We start from the raw sequence: 26693 nt of genomic DNA on the forward strand, positions 1-26693 counted from the left end.
ATGAATACTTTGGGTATCTAAATAAATAATTATTAACAAGGAGGACGACATGTTTTATAACAAACTATATATTGATGGTAAATGGATTTCTTCTAATCTAGATGAATTAATAGAAGTGGAAAATCCAGCAACAAGAAAGATCATAGGTACTGTGCCAAAAGGAAACGAAGTTGATGTTGATTTGGCAGTTAGGAGCGCTGCTAATGCATTCTTGACATGGAAGGATACCCCTGTTGAGAAAAGGATAGCCTATATGGAAAAAGCACTAGAGCATTTAAAATCTCAAAAAGAAAATTTGATAAGCATGGAAGTTTCTGAATTAGGTGCACCTTTAAAATGGGCAGAACGTGCTCATGTTATGGGTCCAATCATTAGATTCGAAAATTATATAAGATTAATCAAAAATTTCAATTTCAGTGAAAAGTTAAAGCATGCAACTATTGTGAAAGAACCAATCGGCGTAATAGGTTGCTTAACACCGTGGAATTACCCTCTTGGTCAAATCATGCAAAAGGTGATTCCAGCAATTTTAACAGGAAACACTGTTGTACTAAAGCCTTCTCAAATAGCACCGTTATCATCTATGATTTTGGCGGAAGCTTTTCACAAAGCAGAATTACCAAAAGGCGTATTTAATCTTGTTACAGGTAGAGCTGGGGAAGTTGGAAATGCACTTGCTAAACATAATGCTATAAATATGATCTCGTTTACTGGATCTACTACTGGAGGTAAGGAAGTAGCAAAATTAGCTTTAGAAGATATTAAAAAAGTTGCCTTAGAACTAGGAGGAAAATCTCCTTTGGTTATCTTAGAAGATGCAAACTTGGAGTTGGCAGTGAAGGCTGGTCTTAGTTCATGTTATGATAACACAGGTCAAACTTGCGCAGCTTTAACGAGAATGATTGTACCTCAAAGCAAGTTAAAAGAAGTGGAAAGTCTAATAATAGATTTATCCAAAAATTATATTGTTGGTGATCCAGAGGATGTAAATACACATATGGGCCCACTAGCAAGTTATAAACAGTATGAAAAAGTAAGGTCTTATATAAAGCTCGGTATAAATGAAGGTGCAAACCTTATAGTAGGAGAAATTCCTAAACCTTTAGATGAGCTTAATGGTTATGGTTATTATGTGAAACCAACTGTCTTCACGAACGTCCATAATAATATGCGAATTGCAAGAGAAGAAATATTTGGCCCCGTAATTTGTATTATCTCATATAACAATATCGATGAAGCTGTGAAAATTGCAAATGATACCGTTTACGGATTATCAGGTGCTGTTTTTGGATCTGAAGAATTAGCCAATAAAATTGCACTTGAGATCCGCAGTGGTTCCGTATATGTTAATGATGGAAAAAGAGACATTGATGCCCCGTTTGGTGGTTATAAACAATCAGGTATTGGACGCGAAGGGGGGATACCAGGAATAGAAGAGTTTTTAGAAATTAAAAGCGTTTTTAATGAGGTTAATTCTATAACTAAAATTTAGGCTTGGTAAAAAAACAGCTACAATAACTTAACGTTATTGTAGCTGTTTTTAAATGGAGAAAACACCTAATTTTAATCGAAAGGTACAGACTCAGCCTGATATGCATGAATCAATAATCTTGCATTATCAAATTCATAAGTACAAGTAACCAGTGTTAAAAGTTTTAGTTGATCTGTATTTTCAATTTCATGGTCAAAGAGTGATTCTCTTTGAAAGTGAAGTGCATACTCATTTAATTCACTTGCATCAAGATTGAGGTATAAGCGATAGGTATATGCAGAAACAATTTGAACTGAGTAGATTTCATATCTGAATTTTTCTCTTAAGCCTGTAAGATAAATGGAGTGGTTCTCATTAAAAAAAGATTGTTCTTTAAATAAATGTAAATCGTGGAACATAGTACCGTTTTTCATATAATGTCCATAGAGACTAATATGATTATCATAAAAATTACCTTTATTCTTATAGTCCATATAAACCGCGCCCGCATAATTTTTTGAATTTGTATAATCGTAATTTAAATAATGTTCATTATCAGTTGTTTGGACTATTGGATAATCAATTTTTGTTCCTGGAATTGAAATCCAACCAACAAAGTCTTCATATGCATCACGGTATTCTTTATATGGGTAGTTAGTAGTTATTGAAAATGGAATCTGTACTGTAGCGAGTGGTGTGCTTTCAACTACAATTTTTTCGGTAGTAGTCTCTGAAGTCGTATCTGATTCAGTGGTACTGATTGATTCAGTCGTAATTTCAGTAGTAGCAATTGCTTGTGTGGTAGTATGAGGATTTGTATCACATGATGTTAAAATTATGATGCTTAGAACGATCATAGAATACAAAAAAAATGGTTTTAATTTACAATAAAGTATATTTTTCATAGACAGCCTCCTTAAAGTTGCTGAGTATTAATATATACCCTAAAAAATCGATAATATTCTTTCAAGAGTTACCTTTCACGAGTGATGAATTAGTGCTATATTTAAAGAGAAGATCAACTACGCATATGGAGGTAAATCATGTCTCAAAAAGAACTATTACCTGGTGATTTGTTAGATCAAAATGGATATTTAATGCAAAGTGGTTATTCTAAACAATTGATAAAGAAGTACAACAGAAAGAAAATTAAGGCTAAAAGATTTAAAATCAAAGAATGGGACTATTATTTAGTGTATAATAATGATTTTGCAGTTGCACTTACGTTGGCAGATAATAGTTATATGGGAATGGTGAGTGCTACTATTATTGATTTCAAAACAATGATAGAGGTAACCAAAAGTAAGATTATCCCATTCACTTTTGGTAGACTTAAAATGCCTGAATGTTCTTATGATGGTGAGGCAAGCTATAAAAGCAGTCATGTAGCAATTGATTTTTATCATGAAATTGGTGCTCGTAGACTAAGACTAAACTATGCAAATTTTATGGAAAATAAACCGTTAATTGTTGATCTAAATCTTTATGATGCACCTGAAGATAGCATGGTTATTGCGACCCCCTTTGAAGAAGATAAGCATGCTTTTTATTATAATCAGAAAATTGTTGGGATCAAAGCCAACGGTAGTGTTAATTTTGATGGTCGAACATATGAATTTAATCCAAATGATCAGATGTTAGGAATTCTTGACTGGGGTCGAGGTGTTTGGACATATGATAATACTTGGTACTGGAGTTCAGCTGTAGGTGAGATTGACAATCACATATTTGGATTTAACTTGGGATATGGCTTCGGAGATACAACAGCTGCAACCGAAAATATGTTATTCTATGATGGTAAAGGCCATAAAATTGAACATGTTAAGTTCCAAATTCCCCTAAATAGTGAACATGAACTTGATTATATGTCTACTTGGAAGTTCTCGTCATCCGACTTGAGGTTTGAAGCCATATTTGAACCGATAATTGATCGATCAGCACTGATTTCGCTTGGGATATTAAAAAGTGATCAACATCAAGTATTTGGATATTTTACTGGCAAAGCTAAACTAGATGATGGAACTGTTATCAATTTCGATAAATTCTTAGGTTTTGCTGAAAAAGTTAGAAACAAATGGTAATGATTTCAATGAAAAAAAGTGTGCACCTGTTGCTCGCTTTTTTTATTTTTGATCATAACGTAAAATATCAGGGATCTTGAATTAACGTAAGCTTTACTATATTAGTTTGAGTTAACAAAATATAGGATACATATATACAGATTGCCTCTTCCGGGGCAAATGTGAAGCATTTGTTAACAAATGAGAAACGTTTTCAATTGCGTATTGACAGTTGCAACTTTAGCCTATATATTCATAGGTATAAATACCTATTTAAAAATAGATGAAATACATATTATGCAGAAAAGAAGGAATTAGTTTGCACGAAAAACAAGGAGGATATATGAAAAATAAATCTAAGAATAAGAGTAGTATTATGAATAATATAAAAATTGGAAATAAGTTGATTTTGGGTTTTTCACTTGTAATAGTTTTAATTATTGTAATATCAGTAATAGGGATGAATAACCTTAGTGATATTACTTATCAAGTTACGATATTTGATGAAGTATCAAAAATGGAAACAGAGGTGGCTATCGCACGAGTTGAACAAGTCAGATTCCAATCAGACGGAAGTTCACAAACAGCAGAAAAAGTTTTTTTAGAAATTGATAATGCGCTTCAAAATGTAACTGATGCAAAAGCATTAATGAAATCACCAGCAAACGTAGAAAAAGCTGATAAGGTTATTGAAGCACTCAATGCATATAAAACTAATTTCGAAAAGGTAGTTTCACTTGAAACTGATAAAGATAACAATCAATTAAAGGAAGTTAGTGCAGCTGATAGTGCATTAGCAAGTATAGATCAAACTTTAGAACTTGAGAATGAGTATATACTTTCATTGACAGATCCTGAAATTTTAAAGTCTTCACATGGCAAATATCTAATGCTTCAAAGCATTAAAGATAATATATTAGAAGTCAGAGTATACATTAACAAGTATGTTCAAAATAAATCGGCAGAAAATATTGCTGAAGTAGAGTCAATATTTTCACAGCTTGAAAGCGAAATTGCTGATGTAAAAACGAAAATAAATGATCCTAGTACTTTGAAATCGCTTAATGATTCAAGTCAAGCGGTTGAAAATTATAAGAGTGCATTCATTGACTATTCAACGAATGTTACTGATCAAGAGGCATCTATTGAGATCATGAGGGAGCATGCTGTTGCAGCATCAGATGAAGCAGAAGCTTTAAAACTGGGAGTGCTTGATTTTATTGATAATATTAGAAAGACCTCAAATACAATTAATATCTCTATTTTGGTGATATCAATTTTAGGTAGTATCTTTATAGCATTTGTAATTACTAGAAGTATCACAAAACCAATATCAAGAACGATGGTCATTATCGAAGAATTTTCAAATTATGATTTATCTTCAAATGTATCTGATGATTTACTTGAAAGAAAAGATGAAATAGGTGGTCTATCAAGGTCAATTCAAATTATTGGCGATAGTCTAAGGAGCATAATCAAATCAATTACTAACAGTTCTGAAATGGTAGCTTCATCAGCAGAAGAACTATCTGCATCAAGCAGTTTAACTTCTGACAGCGTTGAAGAAGTTTCAAAAACTATTAATGAAATCGCAGAAGGTGCTACTGATCAAGCTAGAAATACTGAGCTTGGTGTTAGTAACATTATCGAACTGGGACGATTAATTGATCAAGAACAAAAACTTATAAATGGGTTAAATGCAACTGCTGATGATGTTAATTCATTGAAAAATGAAGGCTTAAGTATTATTGAATCACTAGTAAGAGAGACACAAAAAAGCAGTGAATCATCAAGTATTGTCTATGAAATTGTTTTAGAAACAAATGATAGCGCAAATAGAATTGAAAATGCTAGTAAAATGATTCAGAGTATTGCAGACCAAACCAATTTATTGGCATTAAACGCTGCAATAGAAGCTGCTAGGGCTGGAGAAGCAGGTAGAGGATTTGCAGTAGTTGCTGATGAGATTAGAAAATTAGCCGAGCAATCTGCTGCATTTACAAATGAAATCCAACAGACTATTGTAGATTTGATTGGTAAAGCCGGTAAAGCTGTTAATACCATCAAAGACAATAAGACAGTAGTCGAATCTCAATCAATCAGTGTTGGTAAAACCAATGAGAAGTTCTTAGGAATTTCGGATGTATTAGATCAAATGAAGCGTATGATCGAAGATATACGTCAATCGAGTTCAATTATGGATCATAAAAAATCAGAGATCGTTGGCGTAATGGAAAATCTATCAGCAATATCTGAAGAAAATGCAGCAGGAACAGAACAAGCTGCAGCAACTGTTGAACAACAATCTTCTTCAATGCAAGAAATATCAGAATCAAGTGAAGAACTTGCAAAGCTTGCAGAAGAAATGAAGAACATTGTATCGAAATTTAAGTTATAAAATAAAGATATATCAAAACGCTGTATTTAATTACAGCGTTTTTTTTGGGTGAAAAATTTCTTTCCGGGTATGTTTTTATAAAGAAATATCAAGGTGAGGCTAAAATATGATAGAAAAAAAGAAGAACAATATAAAAAGAAATTATTTTTTGATTGGCGTTGCTTTTGGATTTATGTTTCCTGTGATGGCAACTTTACTTGAAATAGTCTTAAGTGATCTGAATTTCAATTCAAGCGTAATTGTAAGCGCTCATCAATCAAATAAGTTGCTGTTTATGATTGATACTGCTCCAATTTTTCTTGGTATTTTTGCACTAATTGGTGGCATAAGTAAATCCAAGGCTGTAGAGCTATTAGAAACAAATCGCAAACTACTTGAAATTGCAGAGTTATCAAAAGTTGAAATCAAAACATACTCAGATAAATTATCAGAACAGTATAACACGGTCCAGCTAAGCACTGATGAATTCTTTACGGGATTTTCTAAAACCCAAGAGCAATTAGAAGGTGTAAAAGCAAAAGATATTCAGATTCAAAATAATATTGAAGAGATTGAAGTCATTATGTCTAAACTTGTTGATGGAAATAGTCTTAATACTACAAAATTAGCACATATTGTGGGTTCACTTAAGCATCTTGCAAATGAGTATGAGTTAACGATGAATTTTATTAATCAAAGTGACCATGTGATGGGTGAAGCATTAGCAGTATTAAAGCAATCACATGAAGGAAATGATAATTTAGAATTGGTTACACATAAAATAAGTGATGAATTAAGTCGTATATCGGATATATCAAGTCAAATCAATTTGCTTGCGCTTAATGCTTCTATTGAAGCGGCTAGAGCAGGAGAAAATGGACGAGGTTTTAGTGTGGTAGCTGATGAAGTAAGGAAGCTATCTTTGGATACTCAAAGTGTGATAGGCGAGATAAAGATAGTTCAAAGTGAACTCGAAGAGGAAGTCTCTGTACTTAATAAAGATAATCTTAAACTAAGTGATACGATTAAAAACACGACAGATTTATCAAAATCAAACCTCGATAAATTGATTAAAGTATCAAATGATTTTGGTGAAATCTTTGGAAGTATTAATGGATTTTATAATGATTCAGTAAAGCAAAAATCATATTATGATGAAATTCATAGTATGACACTGAATTCAAAAGCTGAAATAAGTACAATGTTCAGTTCATTAGAAGTAATATTTTCTCAGATGTTAGAACATGAGAAAAAAGTAAAAGCTATATGTGATATGTTTTAGTGATAAATAGGGATACGCACAAAAGTGCGAGTCCTTTTTTTATCTAAATGTGTTAGAATAATAAACGGAGGCACAAGATGCAGATATGGATTGATGGAGATGGTTGTCCAGTAATTTTATGTACGATAAAGATTGCTGAGAAAAAAAATATAGAAGTGACTATAGTAAAAAATCATGCGATAAAAATTGAAAATGATTACGCAAAAATTATCACTGTTGATCTTGGCAGAGATTCAGCTGATTATTATATTGCCAATCATATGAAACGTGGTGATTTGGTGATTACTCAGGACTATGGCCTTGCAGCTATGGTTTTAGCTAAAGAAGGTTCTGTATTGACTGCAAATGGCAATCAAATTACTGGATTTAATATTGATTTTGTACTTGAAAATAGACATCAAGGTAAATTAGATCGTTTAAAAGGAAGCCGTGGTCCACGTCATAAAAAGCGGACAGCATTTGATGACAGGTCCTATTCTCAAGCGTTAGAGTTGTTTATTAATAACTATGATCAGGAGGAATAATGTTTTTAAAAGGAAGCGTAGAAGAAAAAGAGCGATATATTAAAGAAATGTATCGAGATAAATGTAGACTATCAGGTAAAAATGCAGCAGTAATCAAGAAAATTCACGGTATAGTAAACAATAATCGTTCAAATCCAGATAAGTTGGTTGGAGTCGAAGGAATTTGGGCTGCTGGTCTTTTACTGAAATATGATATTATTGTACATGCACTAATCCTTGATGTGGATGCGATAACGACACCAGACGCGTTTCAAATAATGGAATCCTTAGCAAAAATAGCAGAGGAAATCCATCTTGTGTCTCATTCAACATATAGTAAGATTTCAGAAGTTGGAACATCTGCTGGCATATTTGCACTTGCAAAGTTTCCGATTAAAAAACTTGATATGATCAATGCTGCTAACTCAGAAGTAATCGTTGTATTAGACGGATTAGAAATTCCAGGTAATATTGGAACAATTATTCGTTCATGTGATGGCACAAATACTGATGCAATTTTTATATGTAATAGAAAAACTAGGATTACTCATCCTAAAATATTAAGAAGTAGCCAAGGCTCTTGTTTTAAAGTTCCTATAGTTGAGGAAGAATCTGCAACAATTATTAAATGGCTTCAAGATAACAACTATAGAATTATTTTAACCGATACAGATGCTGAGCATTTTTATTATGATACAAACTATCATGGTAAAATTGCTATCATTATGGGGAGTGAACGATATGGCATTTCAAAAGAATGGTATGATATTCCTACAGAATCAGTTAAAATCCCGATGTATGGAGATTGTGATTCATTAAATGTAGGTATAGCTGCAACTTTAATGCTATATGAAGCTGCAATTTACAGAAGTGGTGATAGAACCAAAATTACTAAAAATGCATAACCAAAATTAATGCGGGTAGATATGTAGTGATACGTATTAAACTACTATAATTTAATGGAGGCTTATATGGATTTTATCTATCAACTTAAATCGAATAAATCTTTTGAAGAAACCCGAGCAGTACTAAAAAGTGAACTTTCTAAAGTTGGTTTTGGTGTACTTTGGGAGCTTAATTTTAAAGATAAACTTTCTGAAAAAGGATTGGAGTTTAAAGAAGATTTCTTAGTGATGGAAGTTTGTAATCCTTCAAAAGCAAAAGAAGTTCTTGAAATAGATCTTCAGATGGGATTTATGCTTCCTTGTAAAGTTGGCGTTTACACTAAAGAGAACGAAGTCTTTGTCGGTATGATGAAACCTAGTGCTTTAGTGGATCACGTTCAGTTAAAAGAAGTAGCAATGAAAGTAGAAGAGGACTTAAAACATGCAATTGAGCATGCAATTTAGAATAATAGCATATTGATTACCACAGTTTCTCATATTTAAATGTACAAATTTTTATTTGTACATTTTTTTTATTCTAAATTTAGTAATTTGTAGTTCGAGATTATTTTATATAAAATTTCTTAACAATTGGTTTACTTGACTGATAATTGATAGGGTTTTATAATAAATATAGAGTTAGCACTCGACGAGTTAGAGTGCTAACAATCTTGAAAGGAGTGATCATATGAATGCTGAAAAAATGACACGTAAATCAATTGAAGCTATTGAAAATGCTCAAAAATTGTCAATAAAGTATAATCAATCACAAATCGATACCCCTCAGCTACATTTTAGTTTATTATCTGATTCATCGGGCTTAATTTCTAGTATTCTTTTTAACTTGAATATAGATATAAATCAGTATGGTACAGAGCTTAAGAATATTATTGAAAAGATGCCTCAGATATTGTCTGATCAAAATGATATTTATGCATCACGAAGACTAAATAAAGTTTTAATTGATGCAGAAGAAGAAGCATTACAATTAAAGGATGATTATATAAGTGTAGAACATTTATATATATCGCTTTTAAATAATGCATCAAATGAGGAAAAGATCATTATAAAGAAAATGGGTATTACTAAAGAACTGTTTATGAAAGGCCTAGCCCATATCCGCGAGAACAAGAGAATAACAAATCAAAATCCAGAAGATAGCTACAAAGTTTTGGAAAAATACGGCAGAGATTTGGTGGATATGGGACGAAAAGGTAAACTTGATCCTGTAATTGGTAGAGATGAAGAAATTAGAAGAGCAATACGAATTCTATCAAGGAGAACAAAAAATAATCCTGTATTAATTGGTGATCCAGGTGTTGGAAAGACAGCAGTGATTGAAGGCTTAGCCCTACGAATCTTAGCGGGTGATGTACCTGATGGGCTCAAGGAGAAGACAATCTTTGCTTTAGATATGGGCGCCTTAATTGCGGGTGCAAAATTCAGAGGAGAATTTGAGGAGCGTTTAAAAGCTGTATTAGACGAAATTTCAAATTCAGATGGCAAGATAATCTTATTTATTGATGAACTTCACACTATTGTTGGTGCAGGGAAAACTGAGGGCGCTATGGACGCTGGAAATATCTTGAAACCTATGCTAGCAAGAGGTGAACTTAGACTTATTGGAGCAACAACCGTTGATGAATATAGAAAGTATATTGAAAAAGATGCAGCACTAGAACGTCGTTTTCAACCGATATTAGTGGGAGAACCTTCAATAGATGATACTATTGCGATTCTAAGAGGTTTAAAAGAGCGGTTTGAAATCCATCATGGTGTCAGAATGACCGATGGCGCTATTGTAGCTGCTGCTGAACTTTCAGAGCGCTATATTCTTGACCGGTTTTTACCTGATAAAGCAATTGATCTAATGGATGAAGCATTATCTATGCTTCGAACTGAAATTGATTCTATGCCGTATGAACTGGATCAGCTAAATCGTAAGATTATGCAAAAAGAAATTGAAAAACGAACATTAATAAAAGAAAAGGATAAGGACGCACTAAATAGATTGAGTATACTTGAGAAGGAAATTGCTGAGTTAAAAGATGTTTTTAATGCACTGAAAGGTCAATGGGAAGTTGAAAAAGCGTCGATCGACAAAGAAAAAGAAATAAAAAAACAAATTGAAAATGTTAAATTAAAAATTGATGAAGCCGAAAGAACTTATGACTTGGAAGTGCTCGCTCAACTTAAATATGGTGATTTAGTGACGTTAACAAAAGAACTTGAATCTATTAAAAATAGTAAGAAAGAAACTGAATTGCTTAAAGAAGAGGTAACTGAAGAAGAAATTGCTCAAATTGTTTCTAAATGGACTGGGATACCAGTATCAAAGTTGGTTGAAGAAGAACGCAATAAATTATTAAACTTGGAGAAGGAATTACATGAGAGGGTAATTGGTCAGGATGAAGCAGTTAGTGCTGTTTCTGATGCGATAATTAGAGCGAGAGCAGGTCTAAAAGATCCTAGCAAACCAATTGGTTCTTTTGTATTTTTAGGTCCAACTGGAGTGGGTAAGACAGAACTTGCTAAAGCGCTTGCAGCTTCTCTATTTGATGATGAAAACAATATGATAAGAATTGATATGAGTGAATACATGGAGAAGTTTTCAGTTTCAAGACTAATAGGAGCACCTCCAGGATATGTTGGTTACGACCAAGGCGGTCAATTAACAGAAGCTGTTAGACGAAAACCCTACTCTGTGATTCTTCTTGATGAAATTGAAAAGGCAAATTCAGAAGTTTTTAACGTTCTGCTTCAGCTATTAGATGATGGTAGATTGACTGATGGACAAGGTCACGTTGTAGATTTTAAAAATACAGTGATTATAATGACTTCAAATTTAGGATCTTCAATTCTATTGGACCAAATCAATAAAGGTCTTTCTATTGATGATCAAACAAAGGAACATGTATTGAAACAATTTAATAAAGCATTTAAACCAGAACTTATTAATAGGTTAGATGATATATTGATGTTTAAACCTTTATCACTAGATGAAATTAAAGCAATAGTTAACTTAACAATAGATCAATTACAAGTGAGACTAAAGCAAAAAAATATCAAATTATTTGTTGATGAATCTGCACTTGAACATATTGCAAAAGACGCATATAATCCAGCGTTTGGCGCGAGACCAGTTAAAAGATATGTTATGCATCACATAGAAACAAGTCTTGGTAAGGCTATTATTTCTGGTGAGTTTGTTGAAGGAGATAATATCCTAATATCATTTATTGAGGATCAACTGATATTTAAGAAAGAAAATAGATTAGAAAGCTAATAATTTCAAACAAAAAAGGAACAGTTATTTGATTGACAAATAATTGTTCCTTTTTTAGCACTCACTATTAGTAGTTACCAAGATCTAGATGAACCGCCGCCGCCGCTACTTCCGCCGCCGCCACCAAATCCACCACCGCCACCACCGCGAGAGCCTCTTGAGCCTCTTGCAGCCATGTAAATGATAAAACGCGTCATACGGCCTCTATTAAAAATCAAATCCAAAATAATAAAGATAACAACGAAAAAACCAATGATGATTTCTTTTATGGATATACCAGAACTTTCACCGTCTGCTGCATCTGAAGGATAATAGTATACATTTTGATTCTCAAGCATGCTAGCATCTAAGTTATATTCTTTATATACTTCTTCAGCAAGCTTTAGATATGTGCCTTTTATGCCTTCATCATAATCGCCTGCCTTGAAATTTCCGATTAGATAATCGTCTTGAATACGACCTGTTTTTGCGTCGTTAAGCGCACCTTCAAGTCCATATCCAACTTCTATTCTGGATTTACCATCTTCAAATGCAATCAGTAAAAGTAAACCATTATTTTTTTTAGCATCACCAATTTTCCATTCTCTAAAAAGAGCAGTTGCATATGACTCTAAGTCTTGCCCCTCAAGGGAATCTACAGTGACTACAACAATCTGTGCACCTGTTTCATTTGCCAATGGAACAGAGGTATCCATGATGAGTTGCTCAGTGTCTTGAGAGATAATGTTAGCATAATCCGCGACATAAAAATTCTTAGTTGGTTCTGGATAAGAAGCAGCAAAACTAAGAGAAGTACTGAGCACAAGTAAAGTAGCAATCAATAAGACATATACATATCTGTTTTTCATTTTAAACATAATTTGATTCAATGGTTTCTCCTTTTTAAGAGTTGAAACAACTAGTTATTAAAATCAACAGTAGGTACTTGATCAGCGCCTTCAGCAGCTTCAAAGTAGGCAACTTTTTCAAAACCAAATAGTCCAGCAAATATATTCATAGGAAATTGTTTTACTGTTTTATTAAAATCATTGGCTACGCTATTGTAGTCTTGTCTAGCTACTGCGATACGATTTTCAGTACCAGCTAATTCATCAGATAACTGAATAAAGTTTTCGTTAGATTTCAAATCAGGATAATTTTCAGAAATAGCTAAGAGTCTAGAAAGTGAACCAGAAAGTTCATTGTTAGCGTCTGCTTTCTCTTGAACGCCTGTAGCACCTATAAGTTTTGCTCTTGCATCTGAGACATTTGCAAAGATCTCTTTTTCTTGATCGGCATAACCTTTAACTGTTTCAACTAAGTTTGGAATTAAATCATTTCTTCTTTGCAACTGGTTATCAATTTGACTAGATGCCATCTGAACTTCTTCATCTAACGTTACAAGCGTATTGTATTTTGAAATAAATGTACCTGCAAAGGCTACAATGAGCAATACAACAACTAGAATGACAATTAAACCTTTTTTCATATTTACACCTCAATATTCTTTTATTTTATTGGTTTACAATTAGCATTATACCTGTAAAAGATTAAGAAAGCATTAATATTAGACATATAAGATGTTAAAAAGTGAGGATTTAATTAATTTAGTTATGATGAAAGTGGGTATAAACGCATATAAGTTCTAATTTGACCTTTTGGGAGAGTGCTTATATGAAAAAATATAAAGGATTATTGTTGAAAATCATTGCATATAGTGCTATTATTTTGGTTTTTATCTTTATTGCAACATTGGATCGACCTATTAAATCAGAAGTATTCCCGCTAACTTCAAGTGCATATCAAGATGCAAATGAGACCAATTTAATGACGATTTTAAAAGGGCGTTTAATCAAAGAACCTTTTAATGGTATTGTCACAATTATATTTTTTTTGGCGATTGCACATTCACTTTCAGTAAATTATTTTAATTCAAAAGCACATGAGTTAGAACACGAGTTTGAAAGTCTAAAACTTCAAGGTAAGATTAGTCGAGATTCAAAATCAATGAAAGCAACTATTTATCACTTTCTTGGAGAAGTAGAGGTGGTATTTGGACTTTGGGCTATTGTACTTGGAATTGCATGTGCCAGTTATTATGATTGGGGCACATTCGTTAGTTATATCAATAGTTTGTCTTATCGAGAGCCAATTTTTATCATTGTAATTATGGTGATTGCTTCAAGCCGTCCTATCTTAAAGTTATTTGAATTGATTTTATGGCGAATCGTAAAAGTGTTTAATGGTTCGATAGAAGCATGGTGGTTATCGATACTATTGCTGTCGGCTTTTTTAAGTTCATTTGTCACAGGACCTGCAGCGATGACGATTTGTGCGATGTTACTTGCAGATAAGTTCTTTGTCCTTAATCCTTCTAAATCACTTAAATACACTACTTTGGCACTTCTCTTTGTCAATATATCTGTTGGAGGTGCTATGACAAATTTTGCATCACCTCCGGTGCTTATGGTTGTTGATGTATGGGATTGGAACATACTCTTCATGTTTTTAAATTTCGGTTGGAAATCAATAATTGCAATTACAATTGGAACAGTATCATATTTTTTATTATTTAGAAAAGAATTCAAATCGCTTGAAAAACCGCATCAAGATCTCCAATTTAAAAGGTATATTCAAAATAGATTTATCAGTCAGAAGGAGTTAGAAATCTTGTTTGAAGACTTAGAGCAAAATGTTGATGCTAGAATGGGATACTCAAAAGAAGTAAGAGCTTTTTCTGTAATTTTAAAAGACAATTTAAAAGCGATTGCAAGAAGAAAACTTACGAAAGAAGAGATTGAAGAATATGAAGTAGACTTAGCAATTGATGAAAAGTTCGAAAGTATTGCCAATAAACAGTTTAGACGTACGATACCTGGTCTTTTATCAAACGAAGAACGCGACGAGTATAATGACCCAGATTGGGATAAAAGAGATGATCGCGTTCCATTTTGGATTATGGGCTCTCATTTGCTTTTTATGCTTTGGACAATAATGAATGCGCATGAAACGATACTGTTTTTAGCTGGTTTTTTATTTTTTCTTGGTTTTTATCAGATTACATCATATTATCAAAACAAGATCGAATTTAGAACTGCCCTGTTAGTTGGTTTTTTTCTAGCGGGACTAATAGTGCATGGCACTTTACAAGAATGGTGGATTGCACCGATACTTGGTAATTTACCACCTCTAGGTCTCAACTTTGCATCCATAGTTTTAACTTCATTTAACGATAATGCTGCAATTACGTATCTTAGCACATTGGTACCAAATTTTCCAGACACTCTTAAATATGCAGTGGTTTCAGGTGCAATAACTGGTGGTGGTTTGACGATTATTGCAAATTCACCGAACCCAATTGGTCAATCCATTTTAAAACCTTTCTTTAAAAATGGAATAGAAGCAGGCAATCTTTTGAAATACGCTCTAATGCCAACCGCAGTAGCAATGATAATCTTCTTTGTTTTACATTGAGAAATAGGAGAGAGATATGGTGATATTTACGTGTGAATTGGAATCAACTTTTGATGCTGTGGATCGAGTCGTGCCTCTTGCTACAGCTGCGATTAAGGAAAAGTTTATATTTATGAGTGAGCGATATCTATTTAATATCAACTTTATGCTGAGAGAAATTCTTAATAATGCTGTTGAACACGGCAATCATTTTAATATTGATAAGGAGGTACTCTGTGAGATTGAATATGTTGTACCAAAATTATATTTTAGAATAAAAGATCAAGGATTAGGCATAAAGCCCGAAGATATTTTGACAGCATCACATGATCCAAAATCGTTATTAAGAGAGAGAAATAGAGGACATCAAACAATTATTGATATGGAATTTGATATTGAGATCAAAGCGTCACAGGTGATCATCATTTTAAATTTGAGTCAGGAGGAGCGATTATGGAAGAACAATTATTAGGAAGTTGTCTTAGACTTATATTAGTGGATGGTTTGACTGCGAATAATGTTTCAAAATTTAATGATAAATTAGAAGCGATTTTCAGTTCGGATATCTCTTTTAGTGAAATTGTACTGGATTTAGCAAGTACAAAAAACATTGATTCTGTAGGCGTTACTTTTGTAATAGGCTTATATAAAAAGGCCGAGGATTTTGATAAAAAATTTAGTGTTTCTGGTGCCAGTGAAGATATATTGAGTTTGTTTAAATTGATGAAATTAGATCAATTTTTTGATATTTGTGACTAAGTGACAGGAGGCCCTCATGTCTTATCATATACTTATCGCTGATGATGCAACAATGAACAGAACTTTGATAAGAGACATACTGACAAAAAGTTTACCAAACGCAAAATTTACTGAAGCAGTTAATGGGGAGGATGTCTTAGATATCGTTCAATTTTCACAAGTGGATCTCATCATACTCGATTTAGTGATGCCTGTCATGGACGGATATGAAACATTAAGATGGTTAAAAAAACACCCTGAATTTCATGATATTCCTGTGATTGTAAATAGCGCCATTACTGAAATCCATTCAATTGAACAAACATTAAAGGAAGGTGCTGTTGATTATTTCACGAAACCACTTTCACCTAATGATATGCAAATTATTTTACCGCTTAAAGCTAGAAATGCATTGTTACTTTATGAGCAACAAAAGACGATTGTTGCACTTAATCAACAAATTAGTGAAGAATTAAAAAATGCAAACACATTTGCCAATATTATGTTGCCAAAGGAAAAAGGGTTTAATCAAGTTGAACTTTTTATCAAGTACCATCCTTCTCTTGGTATTGGAGGCGACTTTTTCGACTGTGTTGAACAAGATGGAAAAATTCATTTTATGATTGCTGATGTAACGGGGCACGGTATAGCTGCTGGTATGGCATCTTCAATGGTGAAAGTACTTTATAGAAGGATCATAGAGAAAAAAAATATATTACCAAATGAAATTTTAGAAGAGATGAACCAATCCATATTTGAGATTTTTGATTTTGCTGGTAAAGATAATTATTTTGTTTTTACAGCTTTTGTTGGCATACTTGAAAATGGTAGTTTACAATATTCAAACGCTGGACATCCTTATCCTATGATCTATCGCTCTAAATCTAATACTTTTGAAGAAATTAGACAAAATGGTTTCTTAGTTGGTATGCTTAATCATGTAAAATTCAATACTGATAGCTATCAGCTAGATAAAGGAGATTTGATTTTTCTATATACTGATGGACTATTTTGTGCATGTGAAGGAAAAGATTTTACTGGATGGGAAAATGTATTTTTATTAAGCCGTCAGTTGTCCAAAGTTATTACTATCAATCCAAAAGATTTTCTAGATGAACTTTTCTATGCGTTTCATATGATACACAAGTCTAACCATACAGATTTTACAGATGATGTTGCTATGATGTTATTAAAAGTAAAGGGCTAATGCCCTTTTTTTTAGGCTCTAAGTCTTGTCATAGTCAAAAAAAGATTGTAAACTAGATATTAAGGGGCACGAAATATTATGATACAATTGGAGGGCTTATATGGATATTCAATCGCTAAAGGCGACACTCCCAGAAGAAGGGTTTTGCGACCTTAGATACCAAGATTTCAATGTAACATCCATCAAGGGTACAAAAAACGAGATAGATACTGTAGCTGTTATTAAAAAGACAGGTGGTAATGTACGCGTACTAACGGGTGGCGGTTATGGTACTTTTTGTTTTACAGATTTGGAAGATATTCATGATGCTTTTAAAGAAGCTACCTTTGCAAGTAATTTAATTAAAGGAAAGAAAAAAATTGAAACAATAGAAGTTAATGTAGACGAAGTTAAAGTCAATCCAGTTTTAGATCCGAGAACAATTTCAATTGAAGACAAAAAGGCACTAGTAGCAAAATATATAGCACTTTTTATGTCAGATTCACTTATTGTGAACTTAGAAACTGAATACTATGAACAGTTTACTGATACTATAATTTTAAACAACAAAGGTACAGAGGTTCGTCAGGAGGAACTTATTGTAGGTCTTAATTTTAGAATCACTTCTAAGAGAGATGATTTAACACAGATCACAAGATTATCTCTTGGTGGTGGTGATAGCTTTGATCTATTACTTAATAAAGAAGATGAAGTGCTTGCTAAAGTAAAACAAACTATTGATCTACTTGACGCTGAACCAGTGATCGGTGGAAATTATGATGTAGTTCTAGATAGTGAAGTAAGTGGACTATTTATACATGAGGCATTTGGCCATCTAAGCGAAGCCGACAATCTTATAGGTAATGAGGTGCTTGCTAATACAATGACTATTGGCGAGACATTTGCTGTCAAAGAATTTAATGTAATTGATGATCCAACTTTACCTGGATATCCTGGAAGCTATACTTATGACCATGAGGGGACTAAAGCTAAGAAAACTTACTTGATAAAAGATGGTAAGTTAAGTGGAAGACTTCATTCGTTAGAAAGTGCTGCTTTTATGCATGAAAACCCTACAGGCCATGCTCGTGCTAAGAATTTTGGTTTTACACCAATTGTAAGAATGGGTAATATTTATATAGACAAAGACAGACATACTTTAGATGAAATGATTGCATCCATTGATGATGGATTATATTTATTTGGTTCTGCTGGAGGTCAAACCAGTGGTGATACATTTACTTTTGCTGTTCAGGGCGCATATAGAATTAAACATGGAAAAATCACAGGAATGGTTAGAGACTTAGCATTGACAGGTCACTTGTTCTCTACACTTAAAAATATTGAAATGATTGGTAATGAAATTGATTTTTCTAGATCAGGTGGATGTGGTAAAGGTGGCCAGATCCTTATCAAATCAGGAAAAGGTTCTGCACCAATAAAGATAAAAAATATGGGAATAGGAGGCAAGTGATGAGAAAGTTGTTAGAAAACGCTCTTAAAGTTTGTGACAGTGCTGAAGTCTATATGAGAAAAGTGAGTAGTACTTCTGTTTCTATGTTAATGGGTGAGTTACAAGGAATTGAGGGTGAAAAGAAAACCGAAGTTTCCCTTAGAATTGTAAAAAATGGAAAGATGGGAGCCGCAATTGCCACTTCAGTAGATGATGAAACCATTATTGAACGTGCGCTCATTTCACTTGCACATCAAGGATCGGAAGCATGTGCTTTTGAAAACACGAGTTTTAATCCTGTACAGTCCGAATCAGATGCCGTAAAAAATTTAACAACCGATCAAATGGTAGAAAATTTAATTTCACTTTCTGAAAGAATTGTAAATATGGATCAAAACATAAAGTTTGGTCTGGATATTTCTAAAAATATAAAAGAGGTCTATTTGATTAATAGTTCTGGGTTTGATGGAAACTATACTCATACTCAGTTAGATCAAGGTGTTTACACGCTCAATGCACAGGGCTTTCATAATGTAAGTAAGGAATTTACAGGAACCGAAATTCATACGTTTTCAGTTGATGACTTAGAAAAACTTATTAAATTGCATCAGCTTGATGAAAAACCAGTTTCACTATCAAATGAGAAATTGCCAGTGGTGTTTTCAGGTCACGTAATGGGTGCAATGATGTTAAGAGTACTTGGTGGTGTAAATGCAGGAAATGTTGTTAAAGAGATATCTCCAGTTACGGGCAAACTAGGTCAGCAAATTTTTTCAGACCGAATTACGATTAGAGATGATGGTACTTTGCCTTTTGGCGTCAATACTTTTGCTTTTGATGATGAAGGGACACCTTCTCAAAACACAGTACTTTACAAGACTGGTGTTTTGAAAAACTATCTTGCAAGTCAATCACATGCAAGAAAACTTGGCATACCTGCAACAGGAAATGCAATAAAACGAGCACTTTTTTCAAAAGAGATAGAAAATGCACCATCTGTTTTTGAAACGAACCTAATTGTTGAAGGTAACTGTATTTCTGATGAGACTCTTATTAAGGGAATCGAGCGCGGTTTATTTATAACAGGTGTAATGGGCGCACATACAGGAAATATCAATCAAGGTGAATTTTCTTTAAACATATCATCTGCATATTTAATAGAAAATGGCGAACTTACAGGTAAAGTTAAAGGTGCAATGATTGCGGGTAATATATATGACCTTTTTAAGAATGTTGAATCTATTGGAACAGAACTAGAACCAATGAGAGGGATCTTTTATCATATGGGATATTCTCCTATGGTAAAGTTTAGTTCTGCTAGTATTGTAGGTAAGTAAAAGCATTAAAATAATAGATATTAACATAGTCAAAGCCTATTACTTTAAAGTGTAATAGGCTTTGTTTTATTTGATTCGTTGATAGATGCCATTGTCTCGTTTCATCAGTTTTTCATTGATTAACTCTCTTCTTAAAGTTGCAAAATCGTCGTGAAAGTCAGCAATGATTATATTTACTTCTTTTTCAGTATAAATTTCATCAAATTTAAAGGCTTCAACCATTTTTTCAAGTATAATCATTCTTTTTTTTCTTTGAACAGGTATAGATTTTAATTTTTCAAATTTAAAAAAAGTATCAATGACTTTCTGTCTATATTCTTGTTCACGTGCATCTTCAATAGCAACATGAGAGTTAGTAGACTTAACAAGATTTTCTAATGTTTGATTTAAAGTTTCATTGCAAATCTCATAGATGATGTAATATTGATCTTTATGTTTTGTAACCAAACCGACATCTTCTAATTTTTTTAAATGGAAAGAAACGGTTGAAGGTGTAAGTTCTAAACGCTCTGCTAACAATTCGACATATTTAGGCGCATCTATTAAACTATTTATGATTCGCACACGAGAAGCATCTGATAACGCTTTAAAAAGTTTTATAGCATCTTCCATTATATTTTTTCCTCCTCAATCATGGTCAAAAACATGGTTTTTATAGTTTCAGCTTTATTAATTTTTAATGTTTCGATAAATATTTCATCTTCTAATCCATGTACTTTACATTTTTCTAGATTGGTATGCCATGCAGTGGGAATTTTATTGAAAAAAGATAAGTAAGAAGTAGTGAGCTCAGTTTTCCAGTTTGATTCATCTTTAATTTTCTTGAGACTGATCTCAAACATTTGATCAAAAATCTCAACAATATTATTTTCAACGCGATTAAAATTGTATTCGTCATCTCTGTTTTCTATTTTGAGTTGTTCAGACTGTGCATTTAAATTTGAGATTTCATCAGTCAAAGTTTGTTTGTAATTTTGTATAAAAGTAGATAGTGTCATTGTGACCTCCAAATAGTTTTGTTTTTTATCAAATTACATATCGAATATACATTTTGATGTTTATCTAATCAAATTATACAAGAATGAAAAAAAATGTCAATAAATGAAGTTGAATTTAATGTATGTTATAATGGTTATTATATGTTGATACAATATAGATAATTTGACAAATTGAAAGGATGACAGAATGTTTAATAAAATTGATATGCATACCCATACCGTTGCAAGTGGTCATGCATATAGTACACTTATGGATAATATACGCGTTGCTAAAACTAATGGTATCGAAGTCCTTGGAATATCCGATCACGCACCAGCTATGCCAGGAAGTACTCATGAGTACTATTTTAGTAACTTGAGAGTGCTTCCACAATATATAGAAGGTATACGTATACTAAAAGGTGTTGAACTCAATATTTTAGATGTTGAAGGAAACATAGATTTAGATGAAAGAACTTTGAGCTTTCTAGATTATGCAATTGCTAGTTTACATCCACCTTGTTATGAAGGGGGAAGTAAAAGTGATAATACTAATGCACTGATCAATGCCATGCAGCATAAGATAGTAAAAATAATTGGGCATCCAGATGATGGTCGATATCCTTTAGATTACGAAAAATTAGTGAAAGCGGCTCAAAAACACGGCGTATTACTTGAAGTTAATAACAGCTCATTATCACCAAATGCGTTTAGAGAAAATGCTTATGAGAATTATAAAGAAATGTTGGCATATTGTATGAAACAGGGTGTCAAAATAATTATCAATAGCGATGCTCATTTCCATGATTATATTGGAGCGACCAATTATGCGATGTCACTGTTAGAGGAGATTAATTTCCCTAAAGAATTAATTGTTAACATGCAAGCGCTAACTCAATTCATTGAGTATAATTCAGAATTTGAAAAAAATCGACGATAATTATCGTCGATTTTTATTAGAGTGCATTTGAGAAATTATTTTCATTATGATCTTTGTGGAAATTTGCACCATTCCCTAGAGGAAAAGAACCTCTTGCTGCAAGTTCAAAATGCAGTTTTGCAATTCCAAGGTCTACTAGGTCGGTTCCTTTTCGATCAGCTGTGCAAGCTGCTATTTTATCTCCTGATACTTCAAAGTAAACAGGTTGAGAATTCATAGCAGAAGGTGCAAGCATAACGGCTTTTATACCTTCGATAAACCATGTAGGAATCTTTGTTTCTGGTTCAAGTACTGAATAGAATTCTTCAAGATCTTTGGATCTTCTATGAGAAAGTTTACGTATTACTTTTTCACCAAAAGAGTTTTTGACTTCATTATAACCAATAGGAATAACACATACCAGCTGTTCACCATCTTGGCAATTAAATAGAGGGTCTTTTTTATCAAAGGTCCCTGCTACCCAGCATGTACCTAGTCCAAGTTTAGTGGCTTCAAGTACAAGTAGTTCACCGAAATAACCACATTTTTCTTTCAAGTGAATATCTGAGCTAGGTCCTTTTAGCACAATTAGTGAACGAACACCTTTAAACATACCGTAACTTTTACTAAGACCATCAAATGCTTTTGATGCATTTTCTATAAAAGATATTGTCAAACCGGAATCGTGGTTAAAATCAATAATTCGATTGATAAAGTGATCAACCAAATCTTTTTCAATCTTCTTTGATATATAGTTACGTCTGGATATTCTTGTCTGAATTGCTTCAAGATCTGTTAACATATAATTTTTCATATTATACCTCTCTTCTAAAAAAGAGAATAACATATTATTTGGGTTGGGTAAAGTATACAATTACATTTTATAAAATCTATTTAAAGAGTAGTAAAATCTATATAAAAAGGGGGCGATAATATGGATCAATATCAACTCTATGTATATGGTGTTGAAAATACACTTTATAACCCATTAAGTGAAAAGAAATATATAAATGCAAAGTATCCATTTAACACAAAAGTGATTCATAATTTATCAAGCTTTGAGTTAGAATCATCAATCACAATACTATGTGGTGATAATGGGTGTGGAAAAAGCACGCTGTTAAAAGGAATAGCTGAGCAATTAGGCGCATATCGAATTACAAATTCATCAGGTCAAAATAATTCAAATTATGATGCATTAGGGCAGTTTACCTTTTTAAAATTGAAGACGAGGAAACGTGCAAAAAAAAATTTCTTCTTTTCAGGTGAGGATTTTATAAAATATATTGATTGGCTGGAAAAGACAAAAGAAGAGTCTCAAGTAGCCTTAGAGGAAATAGACGAAAGGTATGGGGACACATATGCTGGTATGTTAGCGAGGCAACCACATGAACATACTTTATATGACATCAAATCAATGTATGGTGAATCACTCGCCACAAAATCTCATGGTGAAGGATTTATCTCATTTTTCAAGTCGAGAATCATTGATAATGGACTCTATATTTTAGATGAGCCAGAAAGTGCTTTAAGTTATGAAAATCAATATCTTTTGGCAGTACTTATTAGAGATGCAGTAAAGAGAGGCTGTCAATTTATTATAGCTACACATTCTCCTGTAATAACAGCTATACCTGAGGCTAGTTTGTTTGAAATATATGATGGTAAGATTTCGAAAACAACATATGATGCATTAGAAAATATTCAGTTTCTTAATATGTTTGTTCGTAGACGTCAATTTTTATTTGAATATGATAAAGAATAATCATTAAAGAGCACATGCTCTTTTTTTTTTGCAAAAATTAAAGTGAATTACCTTAATGATGTATAAAAAACATATGTTTAGTTAAATAATTGATGTATAGTATAATAAACATGCATACATGGAGGCGGCGTATGAGAAAGTATTATTTGATGACACACGGCAAAATGGCTGAAGGGATACAGGCAACGATTAAGATGCTGCTTGGAGATAAGAAAACACTAGATGCACTGAGTGCATATGTTGATTGTAATGATATTGAGCTGCTATCAAAGCCTATTTTTGAGGATTTATCAAAAGGTATAGAGGTAGTTGTTTTTACTGATATTTCACACGGAAGTGTCAATCAATTCTTTGTACCATTTCTAAAGCATCAAAATTTTCATCTTATTACAGGTGTGAATTTACCGCTTATTTTGTCTATTATGTTGTTAAGTGAAGATACTAAATTAGAAGTAGATCAAATTCTTTCAGAAATCGAATTTGCCAAAGAACAAATTATATATATGAACACCCATACAATTCAGATTTCTGATGATGATGAACTTTAATGAGTAGAGGAGGCTTCTATAATGGCCATTGTTCATGTGAGAATTGATGATCGACTGATACATGGTCAAGTTGCAATGATTTGGACAAATAGCTTAAGTGCAACTCGGATTATGGTTGTTGATGATGAAGCATCTAAATCTGAACTCATAAAAATGTCTTTAAAACTTGCAACACCAAGTAGTGTCAGTTTATCAGTACTAACAATTGAAAGAGCAGCTAAGCGTATAAAAGAAGGTGCCTATAGTGGTCAAAGAGTTATACTCGTTATTAAATCCCCAGAAAACTTACTTAGACTGATCAAAGAAGGGGTTATTATAGAGGCTGCTAATCTGGGTAATCTACATTCAAAAGATGCAACATTACAATTGAGCAATACAGTTTATATGAATGAAAGCAATGTTATAACTTGTAAACTACTTAGAAAATTAGATGTTCAGATTAACATGCAAATCCTTCCAAATGATGAAAATATGGAAGTGATTTTATGATTAATCAGCTTGGAAAACGAGAAATTCTGATTATTAAGCACTTAATTAATGCAAAGAAGCCACTAAGTAGCGATGTACTTGGTGTGATTTTGGGGACTTCACCGAAAACGATTCGAAGTAGTATGGAATATGTAGGTGAAATTTTAAAAATTGCTGGGGGTGCAAAAATCATCTCTAAAACTGGAAGTGGTTACTCAATTGAAGTTTTTGATGACAATGAGTATCGCGTTTTCATGCAAACTTTTAATGCAAAGTACCTAGATGCTTATTGGATTCCAACTAATATATCTACACGCGTGACGTATATTACACGTAGGCTTTTGATGTCTGATTCATATTTAAAGATGGAACAGTTGATGGATGAGTTATATATCAGCAGAGTTACACTTACGAAAGACTTAAAAGAAGTTCGCAAGACGTTGCGGTCATATCATTTGAAACTAGAACACAGGGCTAAATATGGACTTAAAATCAATGGGAAAGAAAGCCACCATCGTGTAGCTTTAGTTGATTATCTTGATGCAGATGAAGATTCAAATAGTGTGGATTATAATAATGATCAGGCGCTCTATATGAGAGATCCAATAGAAGTAAATGATGTGGTTATCAATTCTCTTATGAGCAATCGCATCTCAATATCTACAAACTCACTTAGAAAATTGATTAAGCTTATAATTGTATCGGAATATCGTATTAGTAAAAATCATCACATGATATTTTCAACGGTTGAACTAGTAAATCTAACGAGCAAAGGTGAATATGAGTCTGCAAATGATATTTGCCATGCACTAGGACTTAATTGGGATAGTACAGAGATCGCATTTTTAGCAATATTTATCATCTCAAGAAGAAACATTATGAAGAGTGAGCCTTTCTCAGTTCACCAAGAAGCGTTATATATGTCTTATAGTACAGAAATTATTCAAAAGTTGAAAAACGATTTATCATCAGATTTTTCATTGTATGAGGGCTTCGAGTACGAGCTTGCTAAGCACATAAGAGGTATGACCTATCGTGTGAAATATGGCCTTGAGAAAAGAGATGTAGGTATCTTAGAGAGCAAGGGGAGTAATCCTGCTTTTGAATATGCTGTGATTGCTTCTGACTGGTTATCAAATAGATTAAATATGGATATTCAAGAAACAGAAATAGCCTTTTTATCTTATCGTTTCTATATGCATTTTAGATTTATGGCTTTTCAGAAAAAATCCAATATTTTAGTCGTCCTTTCAAATGGTAAAAATGCTTCAGATTTATTTATCCATGAATTGCAAACTAATTTTGGAAAATTTATTGAAAATGTGGATGCAACGGAGTTTTATGAGTTACCTTACCTCAACATTGAAAACTATGATTGCATATTAACAGATATTCCAGCTATTCAGTTTAATGTCTCAGTTCCAGTAAGACGAGTGAATTACTTTTTGACTGAAAACGATCTTCAGAAACTCAAAAGATTCTTTATGCATTCGCAAATTAACTCAGAACATTTTGTAGAGTGTTTTCATGAAACTTTATTTTTTAAAGACATGGAGTTTGATGATAAAAATCAAGTAATTACTTTTTTACATGAGCAAATTAAGAAAAAGCATGATATTGATGCGCATACTTTAGAAAATCTCTTTAGAAGAGAACAATTGTCATCTTCTGAGAAGGGAAATAGTGTGGCTATACCACATACTTTATATGCTTCATCTGATTGCCCGATTATTGCGGGATGTATTTTAAAACGACCGATGTTATGGGACAAAGAATATTGTCAATTAATTCTAATGGTTATTAATGGTCGAAAAGAAGCAGCACCATTTTTAGCACTTAGTATCGCTAAAGCGGCAACTGGAAACATACAATTTGTGTATGACATGATTAGGTCCGATGATTTTCATCAGAAAATCGACATTATCAAAACTTTTGTAGATGGATTTGAATTTAATTGATTAACTTTAATTGGTGACTTTAATAAAAATGAATATGGATAAGGTGGTA

At 32.8% G+C, this 26693-nt stretch carries 24 protein-coding genes and 1 pseudogene; 19 read left to right on the forward strand and 6 right to left on the reverse strand.

What is annotated here, in order from left to right; all coding sequences use genetic code 11:
* Window positions 1-49 precede the first annotated feature (49 nt).
* On the forward strand, window positions 50-1492 hold the full coding sequence (locus QE109_RS08745; RefSeq protein ID WP_281094074.1) for an aldehyde dehydrogenase family protein: 1443 nt from the start codon (window positions 50-52) through the stop codon (window positions 1490-1492).
* A gap of 71 nt (window positions 1493-1563) precedes the next feature.
* Here QE109_RS08745 and srtB read toward each other — a convergent pair whose 3' ends face one another.
* The gene (gene srtB / locus QE109_RS08750; RefSeq protein ID WP_281094075.1) at window positions 1564-2376 is read right to left on the reverse strand and encodes a class B sortase; all 813 of its coding nucleotides are present in this window, start codon (window positions 2374-2376) and stop codon (window positions 1564-1566) included.
* A gap of 138 nt (window positions 2377-2514) precedes the next feature.
* Here srtB and QE109_RS08755 point away from each other — a divergent pair, with 138 nt between their 5' ends.
* From QE109_RS08755 to clpB, 7 genes and pseudogenes are all read left to right on the forward strand, one after another.
* On the forward strand, window positions 2515-3552 hold the full coding sequence (locus QE109_RS08755; protein WP_281094076.1) for a DUF2804 domain-containing protein: 1038 nt from the start codon (window positions 2515-2517) through the stop codon (window positions 3550-3552).
* 496 nt (window positions 3553-4048) lie between these two features.
* Window positions 4049-5710: pseudogene (locus QE109_RS08760) on the forward strand (methyl-accepting chemotaxis protein); the annotation flags it as partial.
* Between the two features lie 325 nt (window positions 5711-6035).
* Window positions 6036-7190 (forward strand): methyl-accepting chemotaxis protein, encoded by a 1155-nt coding sequence (locus tag QE109_RS08765; protein WP_281094078.1) that lies wholly within the window; start codon window positions 6036-6038, stop codon window positions 7188-7190.
* 77 nt (window positions 7191-7267) lie between these two features.
* The gene (locus QE109_RS08770; RefSeq protein WP_281094079.1) at window positions 7268-7714 is read left to right on the forward strand and encodes a YaiI/YqxD family protein; all 447 of its coding nucleotides are present in this window, start codon (window positions 7268-7270) and stop codon (window positions 7712-7714) included.
* Complete coding sequence (locus QE109_RS08775) at window positions 7714-8598, forward strand: TrmH family RNA methyltransferase (protein ID WP_281094080.1); 885 nt, start codon at window positions 7714-7716, stop codon at window positions 8596-8598. Before QE109_RS08770 ends, QE109_RS08775 begins: the two co-directional genes overlap by 1 nt.
* Before the next feature lie 66 nt (window positions 8599-8664).
* A complete protein-coding gene (locus QE109_RS08780; RefSeq protein WP_281094081.1) occupies window positions 8665-9042 on the forward strand; it encodes a DUF302 domain-containing protein in 378 nt (125 codons plus the stop codon).
* A gap of 223 nt (window positions 9043-9265) precedes the next feature.
* Window positions 9266-11863, forward strand: coding sequence for an ATP-dependent chaperone ClpB (clpB, locus tag QE109_RS08785; RefSeq protein WP_281094083.1), 2598 nt, complete (start codon window positions 9266-9268; stop codon window positions 11861-11863).
* Window positions 11864-11937: 74 nt separating this feature from the next.
* On the opposite strand, the gene QE109_RS08790 is transcribed toward clpB, so the two are convergent.
* A complete protein-coding gene (locus QE109_RS08790) occupies window positions 11938-12732 on the reverse strand; it encodes a TPM domain-containing protein (protein ID WP_281094084.1) in 795 nt (264 codons plus the stop codon).
* Window positions 12733-12761: 29 nt separating this feature from the next.
* Window positions 12762-13331, reverse strand: coding sequence for a LemA family protein (locus tag QE109_RS08795; protein ID WP_281094085.1), 570 nt, complete (start codon window positions 13329-13331; stop codon window positions 12762-12764).
* Between the two features lie 185 nt (window positions 13332-13516).
* Here QE109_RS08795 and QE109_RS08800 point away from each other — a divergent pair, with 185 nt between their 5' ends.
* The 6 genes from QE109_RS08800 to QE109_RS08825 all read left to right on the forward strand — a co-directional run bounded on the left by QE109_RS08800 (window position 13517) and on the right by QE109_RS08825 (window position 20009).
* A complete protein-coding gene (locus QE109_RS08800; RefSeq protein ID WP_281094086.1) occupies window positions 13517-15316 on the forward strand; it encodes an SLC13 family permease in 1800 nt (599 codons plus the stop codon).
* A gap of 16 nt (window positions 15317-15332) precedes the next feature.
* On the forward strand, window positions 15333-15767 hold the full coding sequence (locus QE109_RS08805; protein ID WP_281094087.1) for an ATP-binding protein: 435 nt from the start codon (window positions 15333-15335) through the stop codon (window positions 15765-15767).
* Window positions 15749-16054, forward strand: a complete 306-nt coding sequence (locus QE109_RS08810) for an STAS domain-containing protein (RefSeq protein ID WP_281094088.1) — start codon at window positions 15749-15751, stop codon at window positions 16052-16054. The genes QE109_RS08805 and QE109_RS08810 overlap by 19 nt, the downstream gene beginning before the upstream one ends.
* Before the next feature lie 16 nt (window positions 16055-16070).
* The gene (locus QE109_RS08815; RefSeq protein WP_281094089.1) at window positions 16071-17240 is read left to right on the forward strand and encodes a PP2C family protein-serine/threonine phosphatase; all 1170 of its coding nucleotides are present in this window, start codon (window positions 16071-16073) and stop codon (window positions 17238-17240) included.
* A 100-nt stretch (window positions 17241-17340) separates the two neighbouring features.
* Window positions 17341-18693 (forward strand): TldD/PmbA family protein, encoded by a 1353-nt coding sequence (locus tag QE109_RS08820; protein ID WP_281094090.1) that lies wholly within the window; start codon window positions 17341-17343, stop codon window positions 18691-18693.
* On the forward strand, window positions 18693-20009 hold the full coding sequence (locus QE109_RS08825; protein WP_281094091.1) for a TldD/PmbA family protein: 1317 nt from the start codon (window positions 18693-18695) through the stop codon (window positions 20007-20009). Before QE109_RS08820 ends, QE109_RS08825 begins: the two co-directional genes overlap by 1 nt.
* A gap of 66 nt (window positions 20010-20075) precedes the next feature.
* Here the strand turns inward: QE109_RS08825 and QE109_RS08830 are convergent, their stop codons facing one another.
* A complete protein-coding gene (locus QE109_RS08830) occupies window positions 20076-20621 on the reverse strand; it encodes a DUF2087 domain-containing protein (RefSeq protein ID WP_281094092.1) in 546 nt (181 codons plus the stop codon).
* On the reverse strand, window positions 20621-21007 hold the full coding sequence (locus QE109_RS08835; RefSeq protein ID WP_281094093.1) for a hypothetical protein: 387 nt from the start codon (window positions 21005-21007) through the stop codon (window positions 20621-20623). Before QE109_RS08835 ends, QE109_RS08830 begins: the two co-directional genes overlap by 1 nt.
* A gap of 187 nt (window positions 21008-21194) precedes the next feature.
* Here QE109_RS08835 and QE109_RS08840 point away from each other — a divergent pair, with 187 nt between their 5' ends.
* The gene (locus tag QE109_RS08840; RefSeq protein WP_281094094.1) at window positions 21195-21926 is read left to right on the forward strand and encodes a phosphatase; all 732 of its coding nucleotides are present in this window, start codon (window positions 21195-21197) and stop codon (window positions 21924-21926) included.
* Between the two features lie 16 nt (window positions 21927-21942).
* Here QE109_RS08840 and QE109_RS08845 read toward each other — a convergent pair whose 3' ends face one another.
* Window positions 21943-22719, reverse strand: a complete 777-nt coding sequence (locus QE109_RS08845; protein ID WP_281094095.1) for a nitroreductase family protein — start codon at window positions 22717-22719, stop codon at window positions 21943-21945.
* Between the two features lie 120 nt (window positions 22720-22839).
* Between QE109_RS08845 and QE109_RS08850 the strand changes: the two genes are divergently transcribed.
* The 4 genes from QE109_RS08850 (at window position 22840) to QE109_RS08865 (ending at window position 26644) form a co-directional block, all read left to right on the forward strand.
* The gene (locus QE109_RS08850) at window positions 22840-23670 is read left to right on the forward strand and encodes an AAA family ATPase (RefSeq protein ID WP_281094096.1); all 831 of its coding nucleotides are present in this window, start codon (window positions 22840-22842) and stop codon (window positions 23668-23670) included.
* Between the two features lie 131 nt (window positions 23671-23801).
* Window positions 23802-24218: a PTS sugar transporter subunit IIA gene (locus QE109_RS08855; RefSeq protein ID WP_281094097.1), complete on the forward strand. Its 417-nt coding sequence runs from the start codon at window positions 23802-23804 to the stop codon at window positions 24216-24218.
* Between the two features lie 21 nt (window positions 24219-24239).
* Window positions 24240-24707, forward strand: a complete 468-nt coding sequence (locus tag QE109_RS08860; RefSeq protein ID WP_281094098.1) for a PTS sugar transporter subunit IIB — start codon at window positions 24240-24242, stop codon at window positions 24705-24707.
* Entirely contained in the window at window positions 24704-26644 is a 1941-nt protein-coding gene (locus QE109_RS08865; protein WP_281094099.1) for a BglG family transcription antiterminator, read from the forward strand. The genes QE109_RS08860 and QE109_RS08865 overlap by 4 nt, the downstream gene beginning before the upstream one ends.
* Window positions 26645-26693 lie beyond the last annotated feature (49 nt).

Source organism: Fusibacter bizertensis (assembly GCF_029914245.1).
In the GTDB taxonomy this organism is placed as follows: Bacteria; Bacillota; Clostridia; order Peptostreptococcales; family Acidaminobacteraceae; genus Fusibacter_C; species Fusibacter_C bizertensis.

Bases quoted from the DNA above. Each gene is read 5' to 3' on its own strand.
- QE109_RS08820 (WP_281094090.1), top strand. From the start codon at position 17,341: ATGGATATTCAATCGCTAAAGGCGACACTCCCAGAAGAAGGGTTTTGC.
- QE109_RS08755 (WP_281094076.1), top strand. From the start codon at position 2,515: ATGTCTCAAAAAGAACTATTACCTGGTGATTTGTTAGATCAAAATGGA.
- QE109_RS08795 (WP_281094085.1), bottom strand. From the start codon at position 13,331: ATGAAAAAAGGTTTAATTGTCATTCTAGTTGTTGTATTGCTCATTGTA.
- QE109_RS08770 (WP_281094079.1), top strand. From the start codon at position 7,268: ATGCAGATATGGATTGATGGAGATGGTTGTCCAGTAATTTTATGTACG.
- QE109_RS08830 (WP_281094092.1), bottom strand. From the start codon at position 20,621: ATGGAAGATGCTATAAAACTTTTTAAAGCGTTATCAGATGCTTCTCGT.
- QE109_RS08865 (WP_281094099.1), top strand. From the start codon at position 24,704: ATGATTAATCAGCTTGGAAAACGAGAAATTCTGATTATTAAGCACTTA.
- QE109_RS08780 (WP_281094081.1), top strand. From the start codon at position 8,665: ATGGATTTTATCTATCAACTTAAATCGAATAAATCTTTTGAAGAAACC.
- QE109_RS08745 (WP_281094074.1), top strand. From the start codon at position 50: ATGTTTTATAACAAACTATATATTGATGGTAAATGGATTTCTTCTAAT.
- QE109_RS08860 (WP_281094098.1), top strand. From the start codon at position 24,240: ATGGCCATTGTTCATGTGAGAATTGATGATCGACTGATACATGGTCAA.
- QE109_RS08855 (WP_281094097.1), top strand. From the start codon at position 23,802: ATGAGAAAGTATTATTTGATGACACACGGCAAAATGGCTGAAGGGATA.
- QE109_RS08835 (WP_281094093.1), bottom strand. From the start codon at position 21,007: ATGACACTATCTACTTTTATACAAAATTACAAACAAACTTTGACTGAT.
- QE109_RS08765 (WP_281094078.1), top strand. From the start codon at position 6,036: ATGATAGAAAAAAAGAAGAACAATATAAAAAGAAATTATTTTTTGATT.
- QE109_RS08775 (WP_281094080.1), top strand. From the start codon at position 7,714: ATGTTTTTAAAAGGAAGCGTAGAAGAAAAAGAGCGATATATTAAAGAA.
- QE109_RS08845 (WP_281094095.1), bottom strand. From the start codon at position 22,719: ATGAAAAATTATATGTTAACAGATCTTGAAGCAATTCAGACAAGAATA.
- srtB (WP_281094075.1), bottom strand. From the start codon at position 2,376: ATGAAAAATATACTTTATTGTAAATTAAAACCATTTTTTTTGTATTCT.
- QE109_RS08815 (WP_281094089.1), top strand. From the start codon at position 16,071: ATGTCTTATCATATACTTATCGCTGATGATGCAACAATGAACAGAACT.
- QE109_RS08805 (WP_281094087.1), top strand. From the start codon at position 15,333: ATGGTGATATTTACGTGTGAATTGGAATCAACTTTTGATGCTGTGGAT.
- QE109_RS08810 (WP_281094088.1), top strand. From the start codon at position 15,749: ATGGAAGAACAATTATTAGGAAGTTGTCTTAGACTTATATTAGTGGAT.
- QE109_RS08800 (WP_281094086.1), top strand. From the start codon at position 13,517: ATGAAAAAATATAAAGGATTATTGTTGAAAATCATTGCATATAGTGCT.
- clpB (WP_281094083.1), top strand. From the start codon at position 9,266: ATGAATGCTGAAAAAATGACACGTAAATCAATTGAAGCTATTGAAAAT.
- QE109_RS08840 (WP_281094094.1), top strand. From the start codon at position 21,195: ATGTTTAATAAAATTGATATGCATACCCATACCGTTGCAAGTGGTCAT.
- QE109_RS08850 (WP_281094096.1), top strand. From the start codon at position 22,840: ATGGATCAATATCAACTCTATGTATATGGTGTTGAAAATACACTTTAT.
- QE109_RS08825 (WP_281094091.1), top strand. From the start codon at position 18,693: ATGAGAAAGTTGTTAGAAAACGCTCTTAAAGTTTGTGACAGTGCTGAA.